The sequence below is a fragment of the Salinivirga sp. genome (genome assembly GCF_035268865.1).
In the GTDB taxonomy this organism is placed as follows: domain Bacteria; phylum Bacteroidota; class Bacteroidia; order Bacteroidales; family Salinivirgaceae; genus Salinivirga.
Window position 1 is genome coordinate 1 of the sequence record NZ_DATFKB010000142.1, and the last position, 17,113, is coordinate 17,113.

The window sequence follows — 17,113 nt, forward strand, 5'->3', positions numbered from 1 at the left end:
CACGCTCAGCATATCAACTTTTTAAGTGGGGCATGTTGGCTCCCATGGGTAATTCTTTTCTATTTTCGATTGTATAAAAAACCACAAATCACCAATCTTCTATGGGGTACTGTTTTTGTGTTTTTAATGCTAACTGACGGATATCCAGCAATATCTATCATTACAGCTTACTTGCTTTTTGCATTATTTATTGGTTTTTCTATTAAAAAATGGAAAAACCATAACTGGATAGCTATTGCAAAATGGTTCGGAATAAACGGCATTTTCGCCTTATTGATAATCATACTTGTAATCGGACAAATAATTTCGCTCATAGAAGTGGGGCCACATATTGCCCGTTTTAATGAGGTCGATTCAGTACGGGTTTTTTCGAATCCTTTTTCATTTGAGTCTTTTCTTTCTTTCATACTCCCCTATTCATCTGTTGGCGATAAGTGGTTTTTCCAAACCGACACTTCGATGTCTAATGCTTATTTTGGACTATTACCTCTTGCAGCAGTTTTTACAGGTTTATTTATGAAATTACCCAAAAAGGCCTGGTTTTTTCTTATCATAGCCATAATAACCTTACTCACTGCAGTAGGTGATAGCTTACCTTTTCGAGCTCTTACATTCGAATATCTTCCAATGATGGATAAGTTTCGTTATCCTTCAATTTTCAGGATCTTTACCATTTTTGGATTTCTGGTATTCGCAGGCTACGCTCTTCACAATATATTTAATAACTCTGACCGGCTCAATAAATTTAGAATAGCGCTTTCCGGGCTTTTAATAATAGTTTTAGGTATCAGCATTTATGCTTTACAGAATATAGACCCGGATTCATTTTCAATTTTTATTAAAAGCGACAAATCAACGCTATATGACAGAATCTTAATTCAAGGGATATTACAACTTGTTTTACTGGCACTTTTTTTAATTGTTTTGCGCAGAAAAAAAATGCATTGGGGACTGATTATTATACTGATTATCGCAGATCTTATGCTTTCCGTTCAGTTAAACATGCAATCAACCGGCGTTTCGAAAAAAGATCCGATAGAATGGTACAATCAAATAAAGAAACATCCGGAAGGTTTCCCTGTGCCTTCGCGAAAACCTATTATCGAGCAAACAAACAAGCTTTTCTCTTTTGGCCCATCATGGAAAAATGGCAGTATTTTCAGAAAAGAAATCTCATTTCAGGGATACAATCCATTTTTATTGGATAGTTATAAAAAACTCGATACTACATTGCACATAAAAAAACATGCGCTCAATAATCCGATAATATTCTTTTCGGATTCTTTAGTAAGTGACAGTCTCTCGCAGCAAGGAGCGTTAGAACCAAACACATTAGTAGTTGAGAGCAACCTCTTTAAAACATTAAAAAACACTGATCATAAAACAAGTAACCAGGATACCTGGCAAATCAGCAACTTCTCTCCCACAAAAATCGAAGTAAAAACAAAAACCACTCACCAACAAATCATTACATTACAACAAGCCAATTATCCGGGCTGGAAACTCTATATTGATGGAAAAAAATCAAACCACTTTACCTCCAACTACCATTTTATTAGCACGGTGTTGCCAGCAGGATCGCATACTATAATATTTCATTTTGAAAAAAACAAAATCATAGTGGCTTCTATAATATCCTTATCCCTCTTTTTGCTTATTCTCGTCGTAGCAATTCTTTTGTCTTTGAGCAAACAAAAGCTTATTATTAAAATTGGTTTCTCAACTGGAATTGTAATTATAGCTTTAATTGCAAGCTATAACTTCTTTAACAAACCATATAACCATACCAGGAACACTATCTATAAAAAAGCTGCCATTGATATTAAAGCATGGCAAAAATCCTGTAAACAAACAGATTTCTCATACCTATTCCCTATTGACAATCCTTTCCAATTAAAAAACCAGGTTCAAACTAAAGAGGAAATAGAATTCTCCAGAATTTACACTGAAAAGGATATATCAAATTTGGAAAACAACTTTAATAAATCAGAAAAAAACAATCTTGTATATTTCTGGAGCAATACAGTGAACGAAGAAGAGCTTAAAGGTTGGCTGTATTTTCATTATCCGGAAGTTAAAAAGCTGAAAAATTACCAAAACGGACAACTTGCATGGCTTACTAGAAACAAGAGGCACAATAATCAAAAACGCATTCATATTAATTACGAAAAAGATAATTTGTTTTGGAACAAACACAAAAACAATGTAGACTCAACCCAAAAACATGAAGGCAGGTATTCGCTGAAAATTGGGAAACAAGAAAAATATGGTGGGGGCTTTAATCTTAAAATGGGAGATCATTTTAATGAAGACCATGAATTTATTGCCATTAGAGGTTTTAGCATTTTATCAAAACAAACAAATGCCCGAGCGGTATTAAGATTTTTCGGGAAAAATGTGGAAAAACCTATTAAAGTAAAAAGTATTAAATTACACGGCACAGATAGTGCCAGCTGGAATGCACATTACATAGCAACTAAGATCCCTGCTGGCTGTACTAAAATTCATTTCTTTTATTACAAACAAGAAAAAGAATCAGGAGTGCTATCTATTGACGATTGTAACGTATTATTAATTGAAGATGATTTCCTGAAATGTGGTTCCATTGAAAAATAAAAAGAGGTACATCTGAACTGACGCACCTCTTTATATTACTCACAAGAATTACTGTCTGCTTAATCGTTTAAAGTCTTTCTTCAATAAGCCCTCGGGGCGCTTCCCTCTTTTTATCATATGGTAGTTAAAATAATACAGTTTTGCGTCATCTGCACCCATAATTACATTCCAGCAGCGGGCTTTACGTTTGCTGTTTTTCGGCCCCACCTGATGTAAAATTACTGCATCAGGATCGCGGCTGTCTATAACCTTTGTGATTTCTTCTTTAGTGGCAATTTTAACTTTGTGAGGATAATATTCCTTAATTTCGTTCAGTGTATTTACTTCAGGGCCTAACTCCTCTTTCAATACATAGAGGGTTTTATCGTGTATGTCGGTCAACTCTTTACGGTAAAACCTGATCATCTTCCTGGATTTATTCAAATCAGGGTGTTCCATACTTACTTTGATATGTTCCTGAATGAAACGAAGGATCAAACCAAGTTTGTAATCGTAGGTGTCTTCTTCAACATCAACGTAACTAATGGGCAGGCCTGAAAGTGTGGGCATTTGACCAGCCAACTCGTAATCACCACCCAGTGAAAGGTTAAGAAACTGATACTGGGCACGGGTTTTATCGCGCTCATAGTAAATCCGGTTAATCATCAGAAACGAAAGATTTGGATCAAGCCTTTGCTGCTCAAACTTTTCTCCATCGTAGGGTTTAATCTCAAATTCAGTTATGTCCCAATGTTTTTCCATTACTTCTTTAATAATTCTGTTGTACTGCAACAGTGGATTTGGCTCTAAAAAGGCAATGGTTTTGGTATTTTTGAACTGCTTCAATTCTTCCTGATCGGCAACAACCAATTGAGAAAAAAGCTGGCCGGCGATGGCCATTAAACTTATCAATACAAGAAGTTTCTTCATTTTAATCTATTTTAATGATACAATAATTACTTTGGGTACGTGAACTCAGTTCTATCATTCAGTTTACGAAGATACAAATATTTAAGTTGTTTTTGTTTTCTTCTTCTTAAGGATTGGTATTCATTTTTCAACAATGAATCTGCGCTTAAAATGTTTAAAAAATCTTTACGTTTAAATGGCTGAATATTGCCTGTTTTAAGGTCTATGATCATGGTTTGTGTTCTTTTGCCGGCTGTAAGCGGCACCTGAACAGCCAGGTGGCTTCCGGGCATTACGCCCATGCCCGGTTGGAGGGAAATTTTATAGGTTGTAAAATACCCCCAACGACCATTAAAATGTACTTTCGATAATGCATATTCATGAAAAATATACAATGAATTTCGTCTCACAAGCCCCCAAATATCTTCACTCTTTAATGTGCGGCGATTTCCTGTACTGTCAAAATACGAAAACCGCTCGTAAGATAACACCTTGAGCAAAAACTGTGGGTCGTCTTTTTTTTCCATGGCAATTATGGCATGTTCCGGAATGGGTTGTTGCGCCTTAAAAGCTTCAAAACTCAGATAAATACCCGGTTTAAAAAGCTCCTCGAAATGCACAAATTGATACTTCTGCTCCTGCGAAAAGGCTCCAGCCAATGACATGCATACAATTAAAACCGTTATGGACAAATATCTTATCATAGAACAATAAACAAAGGTACAATTTATAATCTTTACAGGTTCGGGAATTATTTTAAAAAAAATTGCCAATAATTTGTGTAAAATAGTAAGCCAACATACTTTTTTACCCATTTCGTGTAATTACTGTCGTAAAGTTATGTTTTGACTTTTTATCTTTGCAAGATCTATGATAAAAAAACTGATACTGGCATACCAATATAATCGTAAGCTGGGAGCTATTCTGCAGCCTTCAATAGCCATAAAAGAAGATAAATCGGCATTTTACAACATTGCTCCGGTTTTGCCCGAGACCCCATCGAAAGAAATTCCGGGTTTGAACGCCCATGTCGAAACACTTTTGAACACATGTTTCGAATATACCGAAAAACATATTTTCACCATTTTCGGGCGATCGCGACAAACTCAGACTGATTTTTATCAAAACCTGGAAAAAAAACACCTTCAGGACCATATTCGCCCCTATATCGACAAACGACTTGTTGATGTACTCCAGTTAGCCTATGCACAGCAAATTCCGGTTTATTATAAACAAACTCACAATATATTTGAAACTGACAAACTGGAGATCTCTGATGAACCATTAGAGTGTAAATTTCACTTTCAGTATGATGAAAAACTGAAGTACACACTTTCACTGCGCTATCAGGGCACGCCGGTGAGCCTGAAAGATCAAAAAATATTTATTCTTTGCGAAGCGCCTTCGGTATTTATCATGAACCGAACCATCTATTTTATTGAGCATTTCAACACAAAAAAAATTATCCCCTTCATCAGTAAAGATGAAATTGAAATACCTGAAAAGCTGGTAGACAACTACCTGAACACTTTTGTAAGGAGGCTAATAAAAACACACAATGTAACAGCTACGGGTTTTGAAATAAACACACCCGAAGTCGAAAAAAGGGCTCGCCTGGATGTGGAGCGATCTTTAAACAATAAACTTACATTAAACCTCAATTTTTTATACGGACACATTAAAGTCAGACCAGACCAGAGCCCTGATCAGGCCATTGTGGAGTTTCATCCCAAGTCGAAATCTTTCACAAAAATTAAGCGCAATGCTTCATGGGAAGATGATAAAATTAGTTTTCTGAAAAATCTGGGTTTAATAAAAAGGTCAGGTACAATATTTACGCTTAAAAACCAAATAGACGACTACACACTGATTGAATGGATCAACCACAATCATTCAAAACTAACCGGCAGTGGATTTATAATTGAGTCGGATCTTGAAAAACAATACCATTTGGGCGATATAAATCTTGATTTACAGGTAAAAGAAAAAAACGACTGGTTCGATCTTTATGGCGTTGTGAAACTTGGAGATTTTGAAATTCCTTTTGTAAAATTGCGCAATCATATCCTAAAGGGCAATCGGGAATATACCTTACCCGATGGCACCATTGCCATCATACCGGAAGCATGGTTTTCCGATTATCGCGATTTATTTGGCCTGGGCAAAAAAGAACAGGAGACGCTTAAATTCAGAAAGTACCAGTTTGAAGCGCTCAATAAGCTCAGTGTGGATGGAAAGGCCGGCATAAAGGAGCAATTTCAGCATCTGATAAAAGACCAGCGCAACTTTGATATTCCTGACGAAATAAACGCGACCCTGAGGGCTTATCAAAAAAGCGGCTATAATTGGATGCGCAGGCTGAGAGAATACAATTTTGGAGGTTGCCTGGCAGATGATATGGGACTGGGAAAAACGCTGCAGACATTGTCATTACTTAGTTATCATCACCTGCACAGTAATGGAAATACTCTAAGAACACAACATAACGAGCACGAAGCTACTGAAGGCCAACTGGATTTGTTCTCTGAACAACTCAAGACACTGGAGCGCAAAGCCACATCACTAATTATTGCCCCTGCATCGATTGTGCATAACTGGCAAAACGAAACCCAAAAATTTGCTCCCCACCTCAAAATAAAGCAGCATATTGGAAATGCCCGCACGCAAAACATCAATAATTTCAGGTTTTACGATCTTGTGATAACCACTTATGGCGTAATACGTAACGATATTAAAGACCTTGAAAAATTCCTTTTTGACTACATTGTCATAGATGAAAGTCAGAACATCAAAAACCCCGATTCAGTTATTTACAAAGCAGTTAGCAGGCTGCAGAGTCAAAACAAACTCGTACTCACCGGTACGCCAATAGAAAACTCACTAACCGATTTATGGGCACAGCTCAACTTTATAAACCCCGGCCTTACAGGCTCTCAAAAATGGTTTAAAGATTATTACGCGGTGCCAATTGAAAAAAACCAGGACCAGGAAAGACTTCAAAAACTTAAAAAATTAACTGCGCCATTTGTGCTTCGCAGAACTAAAAATGAAGTTGCAAAAGATTTGCCACCGCTCACTGAGCAAAGCATTTTATGCGAAATGACAGAGGAACAATACCAGCTTTACGAAGAAAAAAAGTCTGCCACGCGCAATGCCCTCATGCAGGTGATTTCAAAAGATGGCATTGGTCGCAACACCACATTAATTCTAAAAGCCCTGAATGAATTACGTCAGGTGGCCAATAATCCTGTTATGCTCGATGAAAACTATACTGGCTCTGCTGGCAAAACAGAAATCGTAAGCCGGCACCTCGAAAACCTGGTGGCAGAGAAGCATAAAGTACTGGTATTCTCATCATTTGTAAAGCATTTGAATCTCATTGAGCAAATATGCCACGAAAAAAAGTGGACATATACCATGCTAACCGGTCAAACCAAAAACAGAGAAGCCGTTATAGAAGAATTTCAGCAAGACGACAATAACCATATCTTCCTTATTTCTTTAAAAGCCGGTGGCGTGGGTCTGAACCTCACTGCAGCCGATTATGTACTTATGCTTGACCCCTGGTGGAATCCGGCAGCCGAAGCACAGGCCATCAACCGCGCACATCGCATAGGCCAGGATAAAAATGTGATTGTGTACCGCTACATCACTAAAGATACCATTGAGGAAAAAATACGTACCTTGCAGGGTAAAAAGCAAAAATTATCAGATGAGTTAATCGATGATAATATTGCACTAAAAAACATGTCAACCGAAGAGATAGAAAGCCTTTTCAAATAGTAACAAAACAAAACACTATTCTATGAAACAGTTACTTATCATACTGGCAATTATTTCCGCTTTGGGAGCCCAGGCCCAGAAACAACATTTTCAGCGTGTAGACCGCAATTTTATATTGCAAAAAATTGCAAACACAAATCCAGGGACATGGAGCCTGTCAGAAAACACAAGCACACGACATTATGGTCTGACAGACAAAGAGTTTTTTAAAAATTTCGGCAACGACAGAGTAGGAAAAATTGGTTCGGAAACCAGGGTAGAAAACTATGACAAAATTGGACTTAACTATGTGGCTATTCATGCGTTAGTAATTGAAAACAAAGAATTAAAAACAAAATTAAAACAGACCAAAGATGAGCTCACTTTGGTTAAAAATACATTAGAAAAACTCGAGCAAAAAATCACTGTGCTTGAAAAAAAGATTCAAAAAGAAAAGAAATATAAAAAAGCTAAAGAGAAGAGATATGGCACTAATTAAATCGATATCAGGAATCAGAGGAACAATAGGAGGAAAAACAGGAGATAACCTGACACCCGAAGATGTAGTGAAATTTGTAGCTGCTTATGCCCAATGGATTAAAAAACAAGGTAACAAACAAAAATATACAATAGTGGTTGGCCGCGATGCCCGAATAAGCGGCAAAATGGTTAAAATGCTGGTTAATGCAACGCTGTCAGGCATGGGTGTTGATGTGTTAGATATTGATTTAGCCTCTACTCCCTCAACTGAAATGGCTGTGACTCATTTTAATGCTGATGGCGGACTAATTCTAACAGCCTCTCACAACCCCAAAGAGTGGAATGCACTAAAAATGCTCAACAACAAAGGGGAATTTCTCAATGGCGACGAAGGAAAAGAGATACTTGAGATTGCTGAAGGAGGAGCAATAGAATACACTCCAGTCGATAAACTTGGTACAGTAAGCAGCACACGCTATCACGATGAACATATCGAATCCATATTGAAGCTTGACCTCGTAGATAAAGCACAGATAGCAGCAAAAAACTTTAAAGTCGTTGTTGATGGTATTAACAGCGTGGGGGCGCTAATTATACCTGACCTCTTGCGTGCACTGGGCGTAACAGAAATCATTGAAATAAATAGTGAGGCCAACGGAAACTTTGCACACCCGGCAGAGCCTTTACCCGAAAATGTAAAAGTAACTTGCGAAGCTGTAAAAACTAATAAGGCAGATCTGGGTATTGTGGTAGACCCTGATGTGGACCGCCTTGCCTTTATCGATGAGAACGGAATTATGTTTGGAGAGGAATATACCATAGTTGCTGTGGCAGATTATGTACTCCGGAATAAGCCAGGCAATACGGTTTCGAACCTTTCATCTTCAAGAGCACTGAGAGATGTAACAGAACAAGCCGGAGGTAACTATTTTGCATCTGCCGTAGGTGAAGTAAATGTAGTAGCTACAATGAAAGCAGAAAACGCAATAATAGGCGGTGAAGGCAATGGAGGTGTAATATATCCTGAATTACATTACGGCCGCGATGCACTCGTGGGTATTGCGCTATTTTTAACTTATCTGGCTAAAAAAGACATCACTGTTTCGGCAGTGAAAAAACAGTATCCTGCATATACCATTATCAAAGATAAAATCACATTATCGCCAGACCTTGACGTAGACAAGTTGCTGGATGACATTGCGAAAGTCTACCACAATGAAAAAATCAATCGTATTGACGGTGTTAAAATCGATTTTGATAATGGCTGGATACATTTAAGAAAATCTAATACAGAGCCAATTATTCGTATTTACTGTGAAGCCCCGACAAGCGGGGAAGCATATAAGTTAGCCAACAGGATGAAAGAAAATATTAACAATTCATTCACAAATTAACCAAAAAATATGGTTAAATTTGGGACGAATCATTAATTAAACTGCTAGTATTATGGAAAAAAAATTCACTTTTAGCGACGCTTTATCGAACGCCTATCAAATTGGCATTAAAAACATTTTATCACTAATAGGCGCTATTATTTTGTGGATTCTGACAATTTGGATTCCTTACATCAATGTTGGAACTACCATTGCCATTATTACCATTCCTGCGAGTTTAAGTCGCGGTAACGTTATTTCACCAACAGAGATTTTCAATAAAAAATACCTGAAGTATATGGGAGATTTCTTCCTTGTAACGGCATTAAGAGGTATTGGTGTTTACATTGCATTTTTATTCCTGATCATTCCAGGTATAGTGCTTTCAATTGCCTGGTCTCTTGCCGTTCTGCTGGTTGTAGATAAAGGACTGAATGCCAACAAATCGCTTAACCTTAGTAATAAGCTTACTTATGGTTACAAATGGATTATTTTTGGCGCACAAATAGTTTTAATACTTCCTTTATTCATTTTAGGGCTTATTCACCCTGTTGTAGCAGCACTTTACGGTATTCTTTTAGTACCATTCATGTTAGGACTGAAAGCATACGTTTATGGCCAGTTAGCAGGCGACGTTGCCGAGGAAGAATAAAAAAAATTAAAATATTTTATAGCCGTACTTTCTACAAGTGCGGCTTTTTTTTGTAAAAATATTAACCCAATATTAAGTTAAGCGGTTCTGCAAATTTTATTAACTTGGGATATGTTATTTTTACCCCTTAACATATCCTTCGACTTCGAGTATTATCCATTGCTCATTGTAGCTTCAATTGCGGTATTAGTCCCTTTTTTACTAAGTTCTCTAAGAATTCAAAGGATTCCGGGGGTTATAATCGAGATAATTGCCGGTTACCTGGTTGGCAAATTTCTGCTTAACGACCTGCCAGCTCACCACCTGCAGTCATTAGATTTTCTGGCACTTTCCGGCTTTATGTTTCTTATGTTTTTAAGCGGGCTCGAAATCGATGTAGACCAAATAAGGCAATCCTTACCCAAACGAAAAATCACCGGGCGCACAATACAGGAAAACCCGCTGCTCATTGGCGTGGTTATATTCATTATGGCACTGTTTTTATCTTACGGTTTTGCTCATTTGCTTAATTGTGTTATTCACATTCAAAACAAATGGTATTTTGCGCTCATCATGGTAACGACATCTGTCGGTATAATTCTCCCGGTTTTAAAAAGTCAGAATGAGCAAAGTACACGTTTTGGGCAAATGGTGATTACAGCAGCCGCCATTGCAGATATTTTCAGCATTATATTATTTTCATTTACAGCTTTTATACTCAAGCAAGGCTTTCAGGCCGAACTACTCTTAATTTTTGTCATTTTCTTTGTATTTTATCTGATGTATTTCCTGGGCATGAAACTCACGGGTAAAACCTGGATAAAGCGCATGGCTTATAAACTCTCCCACGCTGTATCACAAATTCAAATAAGAGGCACAATATTTCTAATTTTGCTTTTTGTAGTACTTGCTCAGTTTATTGGCACCGAAATCATGCTCCTTGGAGCTTTTCTGGCAGGTATACTGATATCCATTTTTATGAATAAATCCAGATCTGTACTTCTAATTAAACTCGATGGTATGGGTTATGGCTTTTTCATTCCCATATTTTTCATCATGGTGGGTGTACATTTCGATGAAGCAGCGCTAACGGAAATGAGCAACGCATTACTTCCCTTTTTAGCATTATTGTTTGTTGCTTTATATGCCATTAAAATTGTTCCGGCGCTATTGTGGCGGCATGTGTTTGGTACAAGAAAAGCGCTCGGAGCAGGCTTTTTAATGGCCTCAAGACTAAGTTTAATAATTGCAGCCTCTAAAATCGGGCTCGATTTTGGCATTATTACCCCAGGCATGAATGCTGCTTTTGTACTCATGGCTGTTGTCACATGTTTTGTATCGCCGGTACTTTATAATTTAATTTCGCCCAACAGAATACTTGAAGGCGATAAAATTATAATCGTGGGCGGAAGCAGCACAGGTGTACTATTGGCAAGAAGAATGAATATGCATGGACGAAAATCAATATTTGTAGAGCAGAACCAGGCCCGCTGTGAAGAAATCAAAACTAAGGGTATGCACGTGCTTCATGCCAATGGAAAGGAAGCCAACACTTACCACAAACTCAAAATAAAACAACATAATTTTGTGGTAATTGTAACAGAAGATGAGCAACAAAATGCCGAAATTGCTTATATGCTCAAAAAGCAACTTGGACACTCACGTGTAATTACGAAATCGAGCAGCGCAACAACGGAACGCCAACTGACAGGTTATCAGATAGAATATATCGATGAGACCCAACTTAAAGCAACGGCCATTGAAAACCTCATTACCCGACCGGCCACCTATCGTGCGCTACTGGAGAGCTTCGAGAATTTTCACATCGAAGACATCACCATTCTGAACAGAAACATAAGTAAAAGCAAAATCAAAGATATTCCTTTCCATAAGGATGGGGAGCTAATACTCATCAAACGTGGGGCTGATGTAAACATACCCCACGGTTACACAACACTGCAAACCGGTGATGTGGTAACGGTAATGGGCACACAAACCGCGCTTGACGATTTCAGAGATAAATTTGCAAAAAACTGATCTATTCTGCCGCAATCAACACTTTTAAAAACTGTAGTACATTTTTGTAATTACTAATGTTGTACCGCGCACTCGATGTGGTTTTACCCACTTTAACGGTGACTGCTTCATCAGGCAATTCTCTGAACATTTGCTCATCGGTCCAGTCGTTACCAATGGCCATTATAAACTCTAAGGAGCGACCGTCAATTTTGCGCATTGCAGCCTTACCTTTAGAAGTATCACTATTTTTAACTTCTATAGATTTATTGGCTTCCAGAATTTCAAGATCATGGTTAGCAATTAAGCTGGTTAACTGATCCTTAAGTTCATTCGCACGGCCAACACCCAACTCAGGGTCGGATTTACGATAATGCCATACCAATGAGTAGTTTTTCTCTTCTACAAAAGTTCCTGGCGTGCGGTCTTCATAAAATTCCAACACCGGGAGTATCAATTTTTTCCAATCAGTGTCAATACCGTCAGCTTCGGTCCAATCTTTTCCGGGCTCTTTGCAAGAAGCACCATAATCAGTGATAAGCGTATAATTTTTATCTTTAAACCACTTGTCAAAAGCTTTTTTATCTCTTCCACTCACAATAACTACCTCATTGTGGGAATCGGCAGCCAGGGTATCTAAAATATCTATAACCTCAGAGGTTGGCCTGGCTTTTTGTATATTTTCTTTCTCTTCTACCAGCGTACCGTCATAATTAATAAACAAAATACGTGACTTTGCTTTATGAAAATCTTTGGCAACCTCCTTTTGAATGGCATCTGTGAGTTTCTTCCCACTTTGCAGTGCCTGCTGTTCCTGTACCTCATTCAGGTTGTTGAAAAAATCGTCGGCCCACTTTTCCACATTGTAGCGCTTCAAGCGGTTTTGCATTGTATCGATGCGTGTTATTTGTTCTTCGGCCGGCATTGCAAGGGCTTCATGAATGGCATCGGCAATGGCATCAATATTATTAGGATTAATAAGAATTGCTTCGCTCATCTCTTTTGCTGCACCGGTCATCTCACTCAGAATTAACACGCCTTTACTGTCAATTTGTGCGGCTACATACTCTTTTGCAACGAGGTTCATTCCGTCGCGAATGGGTGTTAGAAGTGCCACATCGCTTGAACTATAAAGGTCGATCAGGTTTTCGAAAGGTAGTGCCCGGTAGAAATACCAAACGGGGGTCCAGTTTATGGTACTGTAATTACCATTAATGCGGCCCACGAGCTCATCAATTTCACTTTTCATGCGCTGATATTGATCCACATTCTGACGCGAAGGCACACAGAGCATAATTAATGTGGCCTGTCCCCGATATTCGGGGTACTTTTCAAGAAAATGCTCGAATGCGTAAAGTCTTTTCTGAATACCTTTGGTATAATCGAGCCGGTCGATACTCAAAATAAACCGAACCTCGGGATTTACGAGCTGGTGTTTATCTAATTCCTGATGCAACTCTGTGCGGTCTTTTACTGATTTCCGCTGTTGAGAAACAGATGCATTGTGAAATTTATCATAGTCGATGCCCATTGGGAAGATATCAGAACGTATGATGCGATTATTGATAATAATTTCGTTGAAATTAATTTCGTATCCGAGCAAACGACGTACAGAGCTAAAAAAGTGACGTTCATAATCGTAAGTATGAAAACCAATAAGATCGGCGCCCAGTAATCCCTCAAGAATTTCGGTCCGCCAGGGCAGAATACGAAAAACCTCGAATGAAGGGAATGGAATATGCAGGAAAAAACCAATAGCAGAATCCGGATAACGCTCTTTTATCAATTGTGGCAGAAGCATCAATTGATAATCATGAATCCACACCTTATCGCCGGGTTCAATATGCTTTGCCACCACTTCGGCAAACTTTTCGTTTACTTCGCGGTATTTATCCCAATAATGTTGTTGATATTCGGCAAATTCAGTAAAATAGTGAAATAAGGGCCATATTGTTTTATTGCTAAAGCCATAATAAAAATTTTCCACATCATCTTGTGTCAACGGCACATTGACACAAGCCTCTTTTGCCGAGGCCGCTTCCACATCTGCTTTTAAATTGTCGTCAATTTCTTCTTCGGTTAGCCCCGACCAGCCCAACCACAAACTATCGCCGGCTGTATGCACAGACTTCATACCCGTGGCTAATCCGCCAACACTCGGTGTTACTGTAAGCTCCTCATTTTCAATCTTAATCTGTAGTGGTAATCGGTTCGAAATAATTATCGTTTTAGGCATAAGTCTATATTTTTCTGAATTGTTTTGACCATTAATATTCCCGGGGCTTTCATTATTACAATATAAACTTCATTGTAATACAACTCACTTTTAGTAAAAGTTCTAGAATCGATACAATAAACCCACAGCCCGGAAAAAATAATGAATTCATTATTTAACTAACCGGAAATGTAATAAAAACAAATTGAATTACCAACTTGTGTTGCTCGAAAAGAAGTGTTTGAGGGGTATGATTATTTACTCCACATGTAAAACCAATCCTTTAAGGTATTCTCCTTCGGGATGGAAAATGCTAATAGGATGATCGGCTGGCTGGGTAAGCTGATGCAATATGCGCACCTTACGGCCGGCATTAGCTGCTGCAGCAAAAACCGACTTCCTGAAATTTTGCGGACTTACAGCCTGAGAACAGCTAAAGGTAAACAATATGCCATTGGGACCTATATTTTCGAATGCACGTTGATTGATCCGCTTATACCCTTGCAGGGCATTACTTAAAACGTTATGATGTTTGGCAAATGCCGGCGGGTCAAGCACAATAAGGTCATAAGTATCTTCAGCTTTAGCAAAAAAATCAAATGCATCGGCAGCAATTCCTTTATGTGCAGTTGTTTCGGCAAAATTAAGCTGTACATTTTCGTCAGTCAGGTCAATTGCTTTGGCTGAAGAATCGATGGTATGTACCATTTTTGCACCATTTTGCATGGCAAACAATGAAAAACCACCCGTATAACCAAAAACATTGGCCACAACCCTGTTTTTAGCATAGTCACCAAGCAAACGGCGGTTCTCACGCTGATCAATAAAAAAACCGGTCTTTTGTCCTTCGAGCCAGTTGATATGATATTTCACACCATACTCTTTTACAACTCCGGAGACTTTATCGCCCATCATAAAAAAATCTTTCTGTTCATCTTCCAGCGCTTTTTTAGGCAAAGTGCCGGAACTTTTGCAATAAATATGCTCCAATGCGGAACCGTACAACTTCTGCAGCGCCTCTGCAATATGATCACGGGCCAAAAACATTCCCACGCTGTGCATTTGCAGCACTGCCGTGTCGTTGTATATGTCAATGATAAGCCCCGGAAGCTGATCACCCTCGCCATGTACGAGCCTGTAAACATCTGTTTCGGGCATATTTTGCAATAGCTCCTTTCGTATATTCAAAGCTGTTTGTAAGCGATTAAAGTAAAACTGCCTGTCGATATCTGTTTCCTGAAAACTAAGTACACGTACCGCTATTGATCCTATTTGGTAATGGCCACATCCCAGAAAATTGTCTTTATTGTCATACACATCCACCACATTTCCTTCGACGAGTGGGCCATAGGTCTTTTTTATTGCGCCCGAAAATATCCAGGGATGAAAGCGTTTAACGCTTTGGTCTTTACCGGATTTTAATACGATTTTGGTTCTATTTGTCATTGTTTTTTAGCATTTGCATTTGTTGATAAATCTTCAGGCATACCCAGGCATCGGTAGCAGCATAACGCAACTGGGGTTCGGTCAATAATGGTGCTTCCCAGTTGGTTAGTCTTTGCCGTTTCGAGATACGCATATTGAGAAAAATAGCAGCCATTTTTTTCACACCTTTCTCCTCTACCCCATATTCTTCCACATGTTTTTGGAGATCAATAAACCCGCCATCTTCAAAGGGTTTAAGCCGTTTTAATCCACGCACATCGTCTAAAATTGCGGCTCCGATTTTTCTTATGGTTGGTGTAGCCATAAGCTTTACAAGCGATTTGGGGAACCCGGTCTGCTGTAACCTGAAAAGCCAGGCCGTATCGTCGCTGCTCAATTGCAAAAGCGATATCCCGTTTTGTTTTCCTTTTTTGAAAGCTGGTTTGGATTCTGTATCGAACCCCAGCACAGCATGTATACTGATTTCCGGTATAACCTCTTCAACCTCTTCGGGTCGTGTAATAACTTTTATGGTACCCTGAAACTGCCCTTGCGGCAATTCGTTCAGGGTTTCTTTATCGATTGTTCTCCTGAGCATTACTCAATCCCCCATTCATCTTTTCGTTGTTCGGTAATCCAGTTTTCGGTATTATTGTCTACTTCATCCTGCACCTCGTCATTGAGTTGCTCATTTTGAAAATAATAGTGCATAATGCGCAACGAGTTAACCAGTCGTTGGCCCCAGTATTCCGCAAAAGTGCGTTTAACCTCACCTACAGCATCTTTCATCAGTTCGTCTACGGCAGTGCTGTAGAGGCTTGTAAAATCTTTTATATCCTGAAATATATCGGCGAAATTTTCCGAAAGGGAGTTCTCCTCGTTGGCTTCAAATCGCCCTATGTTTTCTTTGTAGGTATCAAGTTTATCTAACTTCTGCTCGAGCTGCAATTTTACGCGGCTCCACTCCTCTTCACTCACAAATTTCTCAAGTGTTTCAGGCTCACTCACCTCAAAATCGGGCAAAAGCTGAACTTTCATGTACATTAAAGGTAGTAAGCGAAGGGTATACTGAATAAACCTTTTCTGCGAATACTCATGCAACGAATCCATCAAAGTCACATACTCGGTTGCAACAGTCACAAAATCAAGCACATCACGCGAATAAAGCAAATTCCTTTTCTCTTCTTCCATCGTCTGATAATTTGGGACAAAATTAGTATTTTATACTGAATTGGGCAATGTGCCCAGCAGCAGTTGCGCAAGACTAATGCGAAAACCTTGCCAGTACCGGCAACTCAATCAGCAAATTGGCCATTGCTTACAGATCGATACAAAAAGTTCCGAAAAGCTACAAGGTTATTCAACAGATGACTGGCAGTCTACCAATCGCAGGCCGACTCGGAGTCGGTATGCGATTATTGTCACGGCAGCTCATTTGGTGAATTTTTCAAATAGCGTTAAACCCTTGAGTCTGCTATTACCCATAATTTGTCGTCAGGACTGTACATTTTGATTATTCAAAGCGAAAGTAAAACAGCACAAGCTAAGTTCGCGGCTTTTTTTCCTGTGTTGTGCATTGGGACACCCACATTTAATTTCTATAAAAGCTATTTTTCTATTTGGTCATAAACCTACTTTTTTTGCTACAGGTCAAAAAAAGTAGGCAAAAAAACCCCGCCGCTTACAGAAAAATGCTAAAAACCTGCT

12 protein-coding genes are annotated in these 17,113 nt (G+C 38.8%); 6 read left to right on the forward strand and 6 right to left on the reverse strand.

The window, feature by feature from the left end; translation table 11 throughout:
* Positions 1 to 2,616: YfhO family protein (locus VJ937_RS08565; protein ID WP_324066484.1), on the forward strand; the 2,616-nt coding region annotated here is incomplete at its 5' end.
* A gap of 48 nt (positions 2,617 to 2,664) precedes the next feature.
* Here VJ937_RS08565 and VJ937_RS08570 read toward each other — a convergent pair.
* A complete protein-coding gene (locus tag VJ937_RS08570) occupies positions 2,665 to 3,525 on the reverse strand; it encodes a hypothetical protein (RefSeq protein WP_324066485.1) in 861 nt (286 codons plus the stop codon).
* 26 nt (positions 3,526 to 3,551) lie between these two features.
* Entirely contained in the window at positions 3,552 to 4,169 is a 618-nt protein-coding gene (locus VJ937_RS08575) for a hypothetical protein (protein ID WP_324066486.1), read from the reverse strand.
* Between the two features lie 205 nt (positions 4,170 to 4,374).
* Between VJ937_RS08575 and VJ937_RS08580 the strand changes: the two genes are divergently transcribed.
* The 5 genes from VJ937_RS08580 to VJ937_RS08600 all read left to right on the forward strand — a co-directional run bounded on the left by VJ937_RS08580 (position 4,375) and on the right by VJ937_RS08600 (position 11,787).
* A complete protein-coding gene (locus tag VJ937_RS08580) occupies positions 4,375 to 7,287 on the forward strand; it encodes a DEAD/DEAH box helicase (protein ID WP_324066487.1) in 2,913 nt (970 codons plus the stop codon).
* A 22-nt stretch (positions 7,288 to 7,309) separates the two neighbouring features.
* The gene (locus VJ937_RS08585) at positions 7,310 to 7,765 is read left to right on the forward strand and encodes a hypothetical protein (protein ID WP_324066488.1); all 456 of its coding nucleotides are present in this window, start codon (positions 7,310 to 7,312) and stop codon (positions 7,763 to 7,765) included.
* Positions 7,752 to 9,140 (forward strand): phosphoglucosamine mutase, encoded by a 1,389-nt coding sequence (gene glmM / locus VJ937_RS08590; protein ID WP_324066489.1) that lies wholly within the window; start codon positions 7,752 to 7,754, stop codon positions 9,138 to 9,140. Before VJ937_RS08585 ends, glmM begins: the two co-directional genes overlap by 14 nt.
* A 52-nt stretch (positions 9,141 to 9,192) precedes the next feature.
* Entirely contained in the window at positions 9,193 to 9,771 is a 579-nt protein-coding gene (locus tag VJ937_RS08595; protein ID WP_324066490.1) for a hypothetical protein, read from the forward strand.
* A gap of 111 nt (positions 9,772 to 9,882) precedes the next feature.
* Entirely contained in the window at positions 9,883 to 11,787 is a 1,905-nt protein-coding gene (locus VJ937_RS08600) for a monovalent cation:proton antiporter family protein (protein WP_324066491.1), read from the forward strand.
* A 1-nt stretch (position 11,788) separates the two neighbouring features.
* Here VJ937_RS08600 and VJ937_RS08605 read toward each other — a convergent pair whose 3' ends face one another.
* From VJ937_RS08605 to VJ937_RS08620, 4 genes are all read right to left on the reverse strand, one after another.
* The gene (locus VJ937_RS08605) at positions 11,789 to 14,002 is read right to left on the reverse strand and encodes a bifunctional alpha,alpha-trehalose-phosphate synthase (UDP-forming)/trehalose-phosphatase (RefSeq protein ID WP_324066492.1); all 2,214 of its coding nucleotides are present in this window, start codon (positions 14,000 to 14,002) and stop codon (positions 11,789 to 11,791) included.
* A gap of 237 nt (positions 14,003 to 14,239) precedes the next feature.
* Positions 14,240 to 15,427 carry a class I SAM-dependent rRNA methyltransferase gene (locus VJ937_RS08610; protein WP_324066493.1) on the reverse strand — a complete coding sequence of 396 codons (1,188 nt, stop codon included), beginning with the start codon at positions 15,425 to 15,427 and terminating at the stop codon, positions 14,240 to 14,242.
* The gene (locus VJ937_RS08615; RefSeq protein WP_324066494.1) at positions 15,417 to 16,004 is read right to left on the reverse strand and encodes a 3'-5' exonuclease; all 588 of its coding nucleotides are present in this window, start codon (positions 16,002 to 16,004) and stop codon (positions 15,417 to 15,419) included. The genes VJ937_RS08610 and VJ937_RS08615 overlap by 11 nt, the downstream gene beginning before the upstream one ends.
* On the reverse strand, positions 16,004 to 16,597 hold the full coding sequence (locus VJ937_RS08620) for a DUF5063 domain-containing protein (RefSeq protein ID WP_057954396.1): 594 nt from the start codon (positions 16,595 to 16,597) through the stop codon (positions 16,004 to 16,006). The genes VJ937_RS08615 and VJ937_RS08620 overlap by 1 nt, the downstream gene beginning before the upstream one ends.
* Positions 16,598 to 17,113 lie beyond the last annotated feature (516 nt).

Excerpts from the sequence above, each read along its gene's own strand:
- VJ937_RS08580 (WP_324066487.1), top strand. The coding sequence starts at position 4,375 with ATGATAAAAAAACTGATACTGGCATACCAATATAATCGTAAGCTGGGA.
- VJ937_RS08615 (WP_324066494.1), bottom strand. The coding sequence starts at position 16,004 with ATGCTCAGGAGAACAATCGATAAAGAAACCCTGAACGAATTGCCGCAA.
- glmM (WP_324066489.1), top strand. The coding sequence starts at position 7,752 with ATGGCACTAATTAAATCGATATCAGGAATCAGAGGAACAATAGGAGGA.
- VJ937_RS08570 (WP_324066485.1), bottom strand. The coding sequence starts at position 3,525 with ATGAAGAAACTTCTTGTATTGATAAGTTTAATGGCCATCGCCGGCCAG.
- VJ937_RS08610 (WP_324066493.1), bottom strand. The coding sequence starts at position 15,427 with ATGACAAATAGAACCAAAATCGTATTAAAATCCGGTAAAGACCAAAGC.
- VJ937_RS08620 (WP_057954396.1), bottom strand. The coding sequence starts at position 16,597 with ATGGAAGAAGAGAAAAGGAATTTGCTTTATTCGCGTGATGTGCTTGAT.
- VJ937_RS08605 (WP_324066492.1), bottom strand. The coding sequence starts at position 14,002 with ATGCCTAAAACGATAATTATTTCGAACCGATTACCACTACAGATTAAG.
- VJ937_RS08585 (WP_324066488.1), top strand. The coding sequence starts at position 7,310 with ATGAAACAGTTACTTATCATACTGGCAATTATTTCCGCTTTGGGAGCC.
- VJ937_RS08575 (WP_324066486.1), bottom strand. The coding sequence starts at position 4,169 with ATGTCATTGGCTGGAGCCTTTTCGCAGGAGCAGAAGTATCAATTTGTG.
- VJ937_RS08595 (WP_324066490.1), top strand. The coding sequence starts at position 9,193 with ATGGAAAAAAAATTCACTTTTAGCGACGCTTTATCGAACGCCTATCAA.
- VJ937_RS08600 (WP_324066491.1), top strand. The coding sequence starts at position 9,883 with ATGTTATTTTTACCCCTTAACATATCCTTCGACTTCGAGTATTATCCA.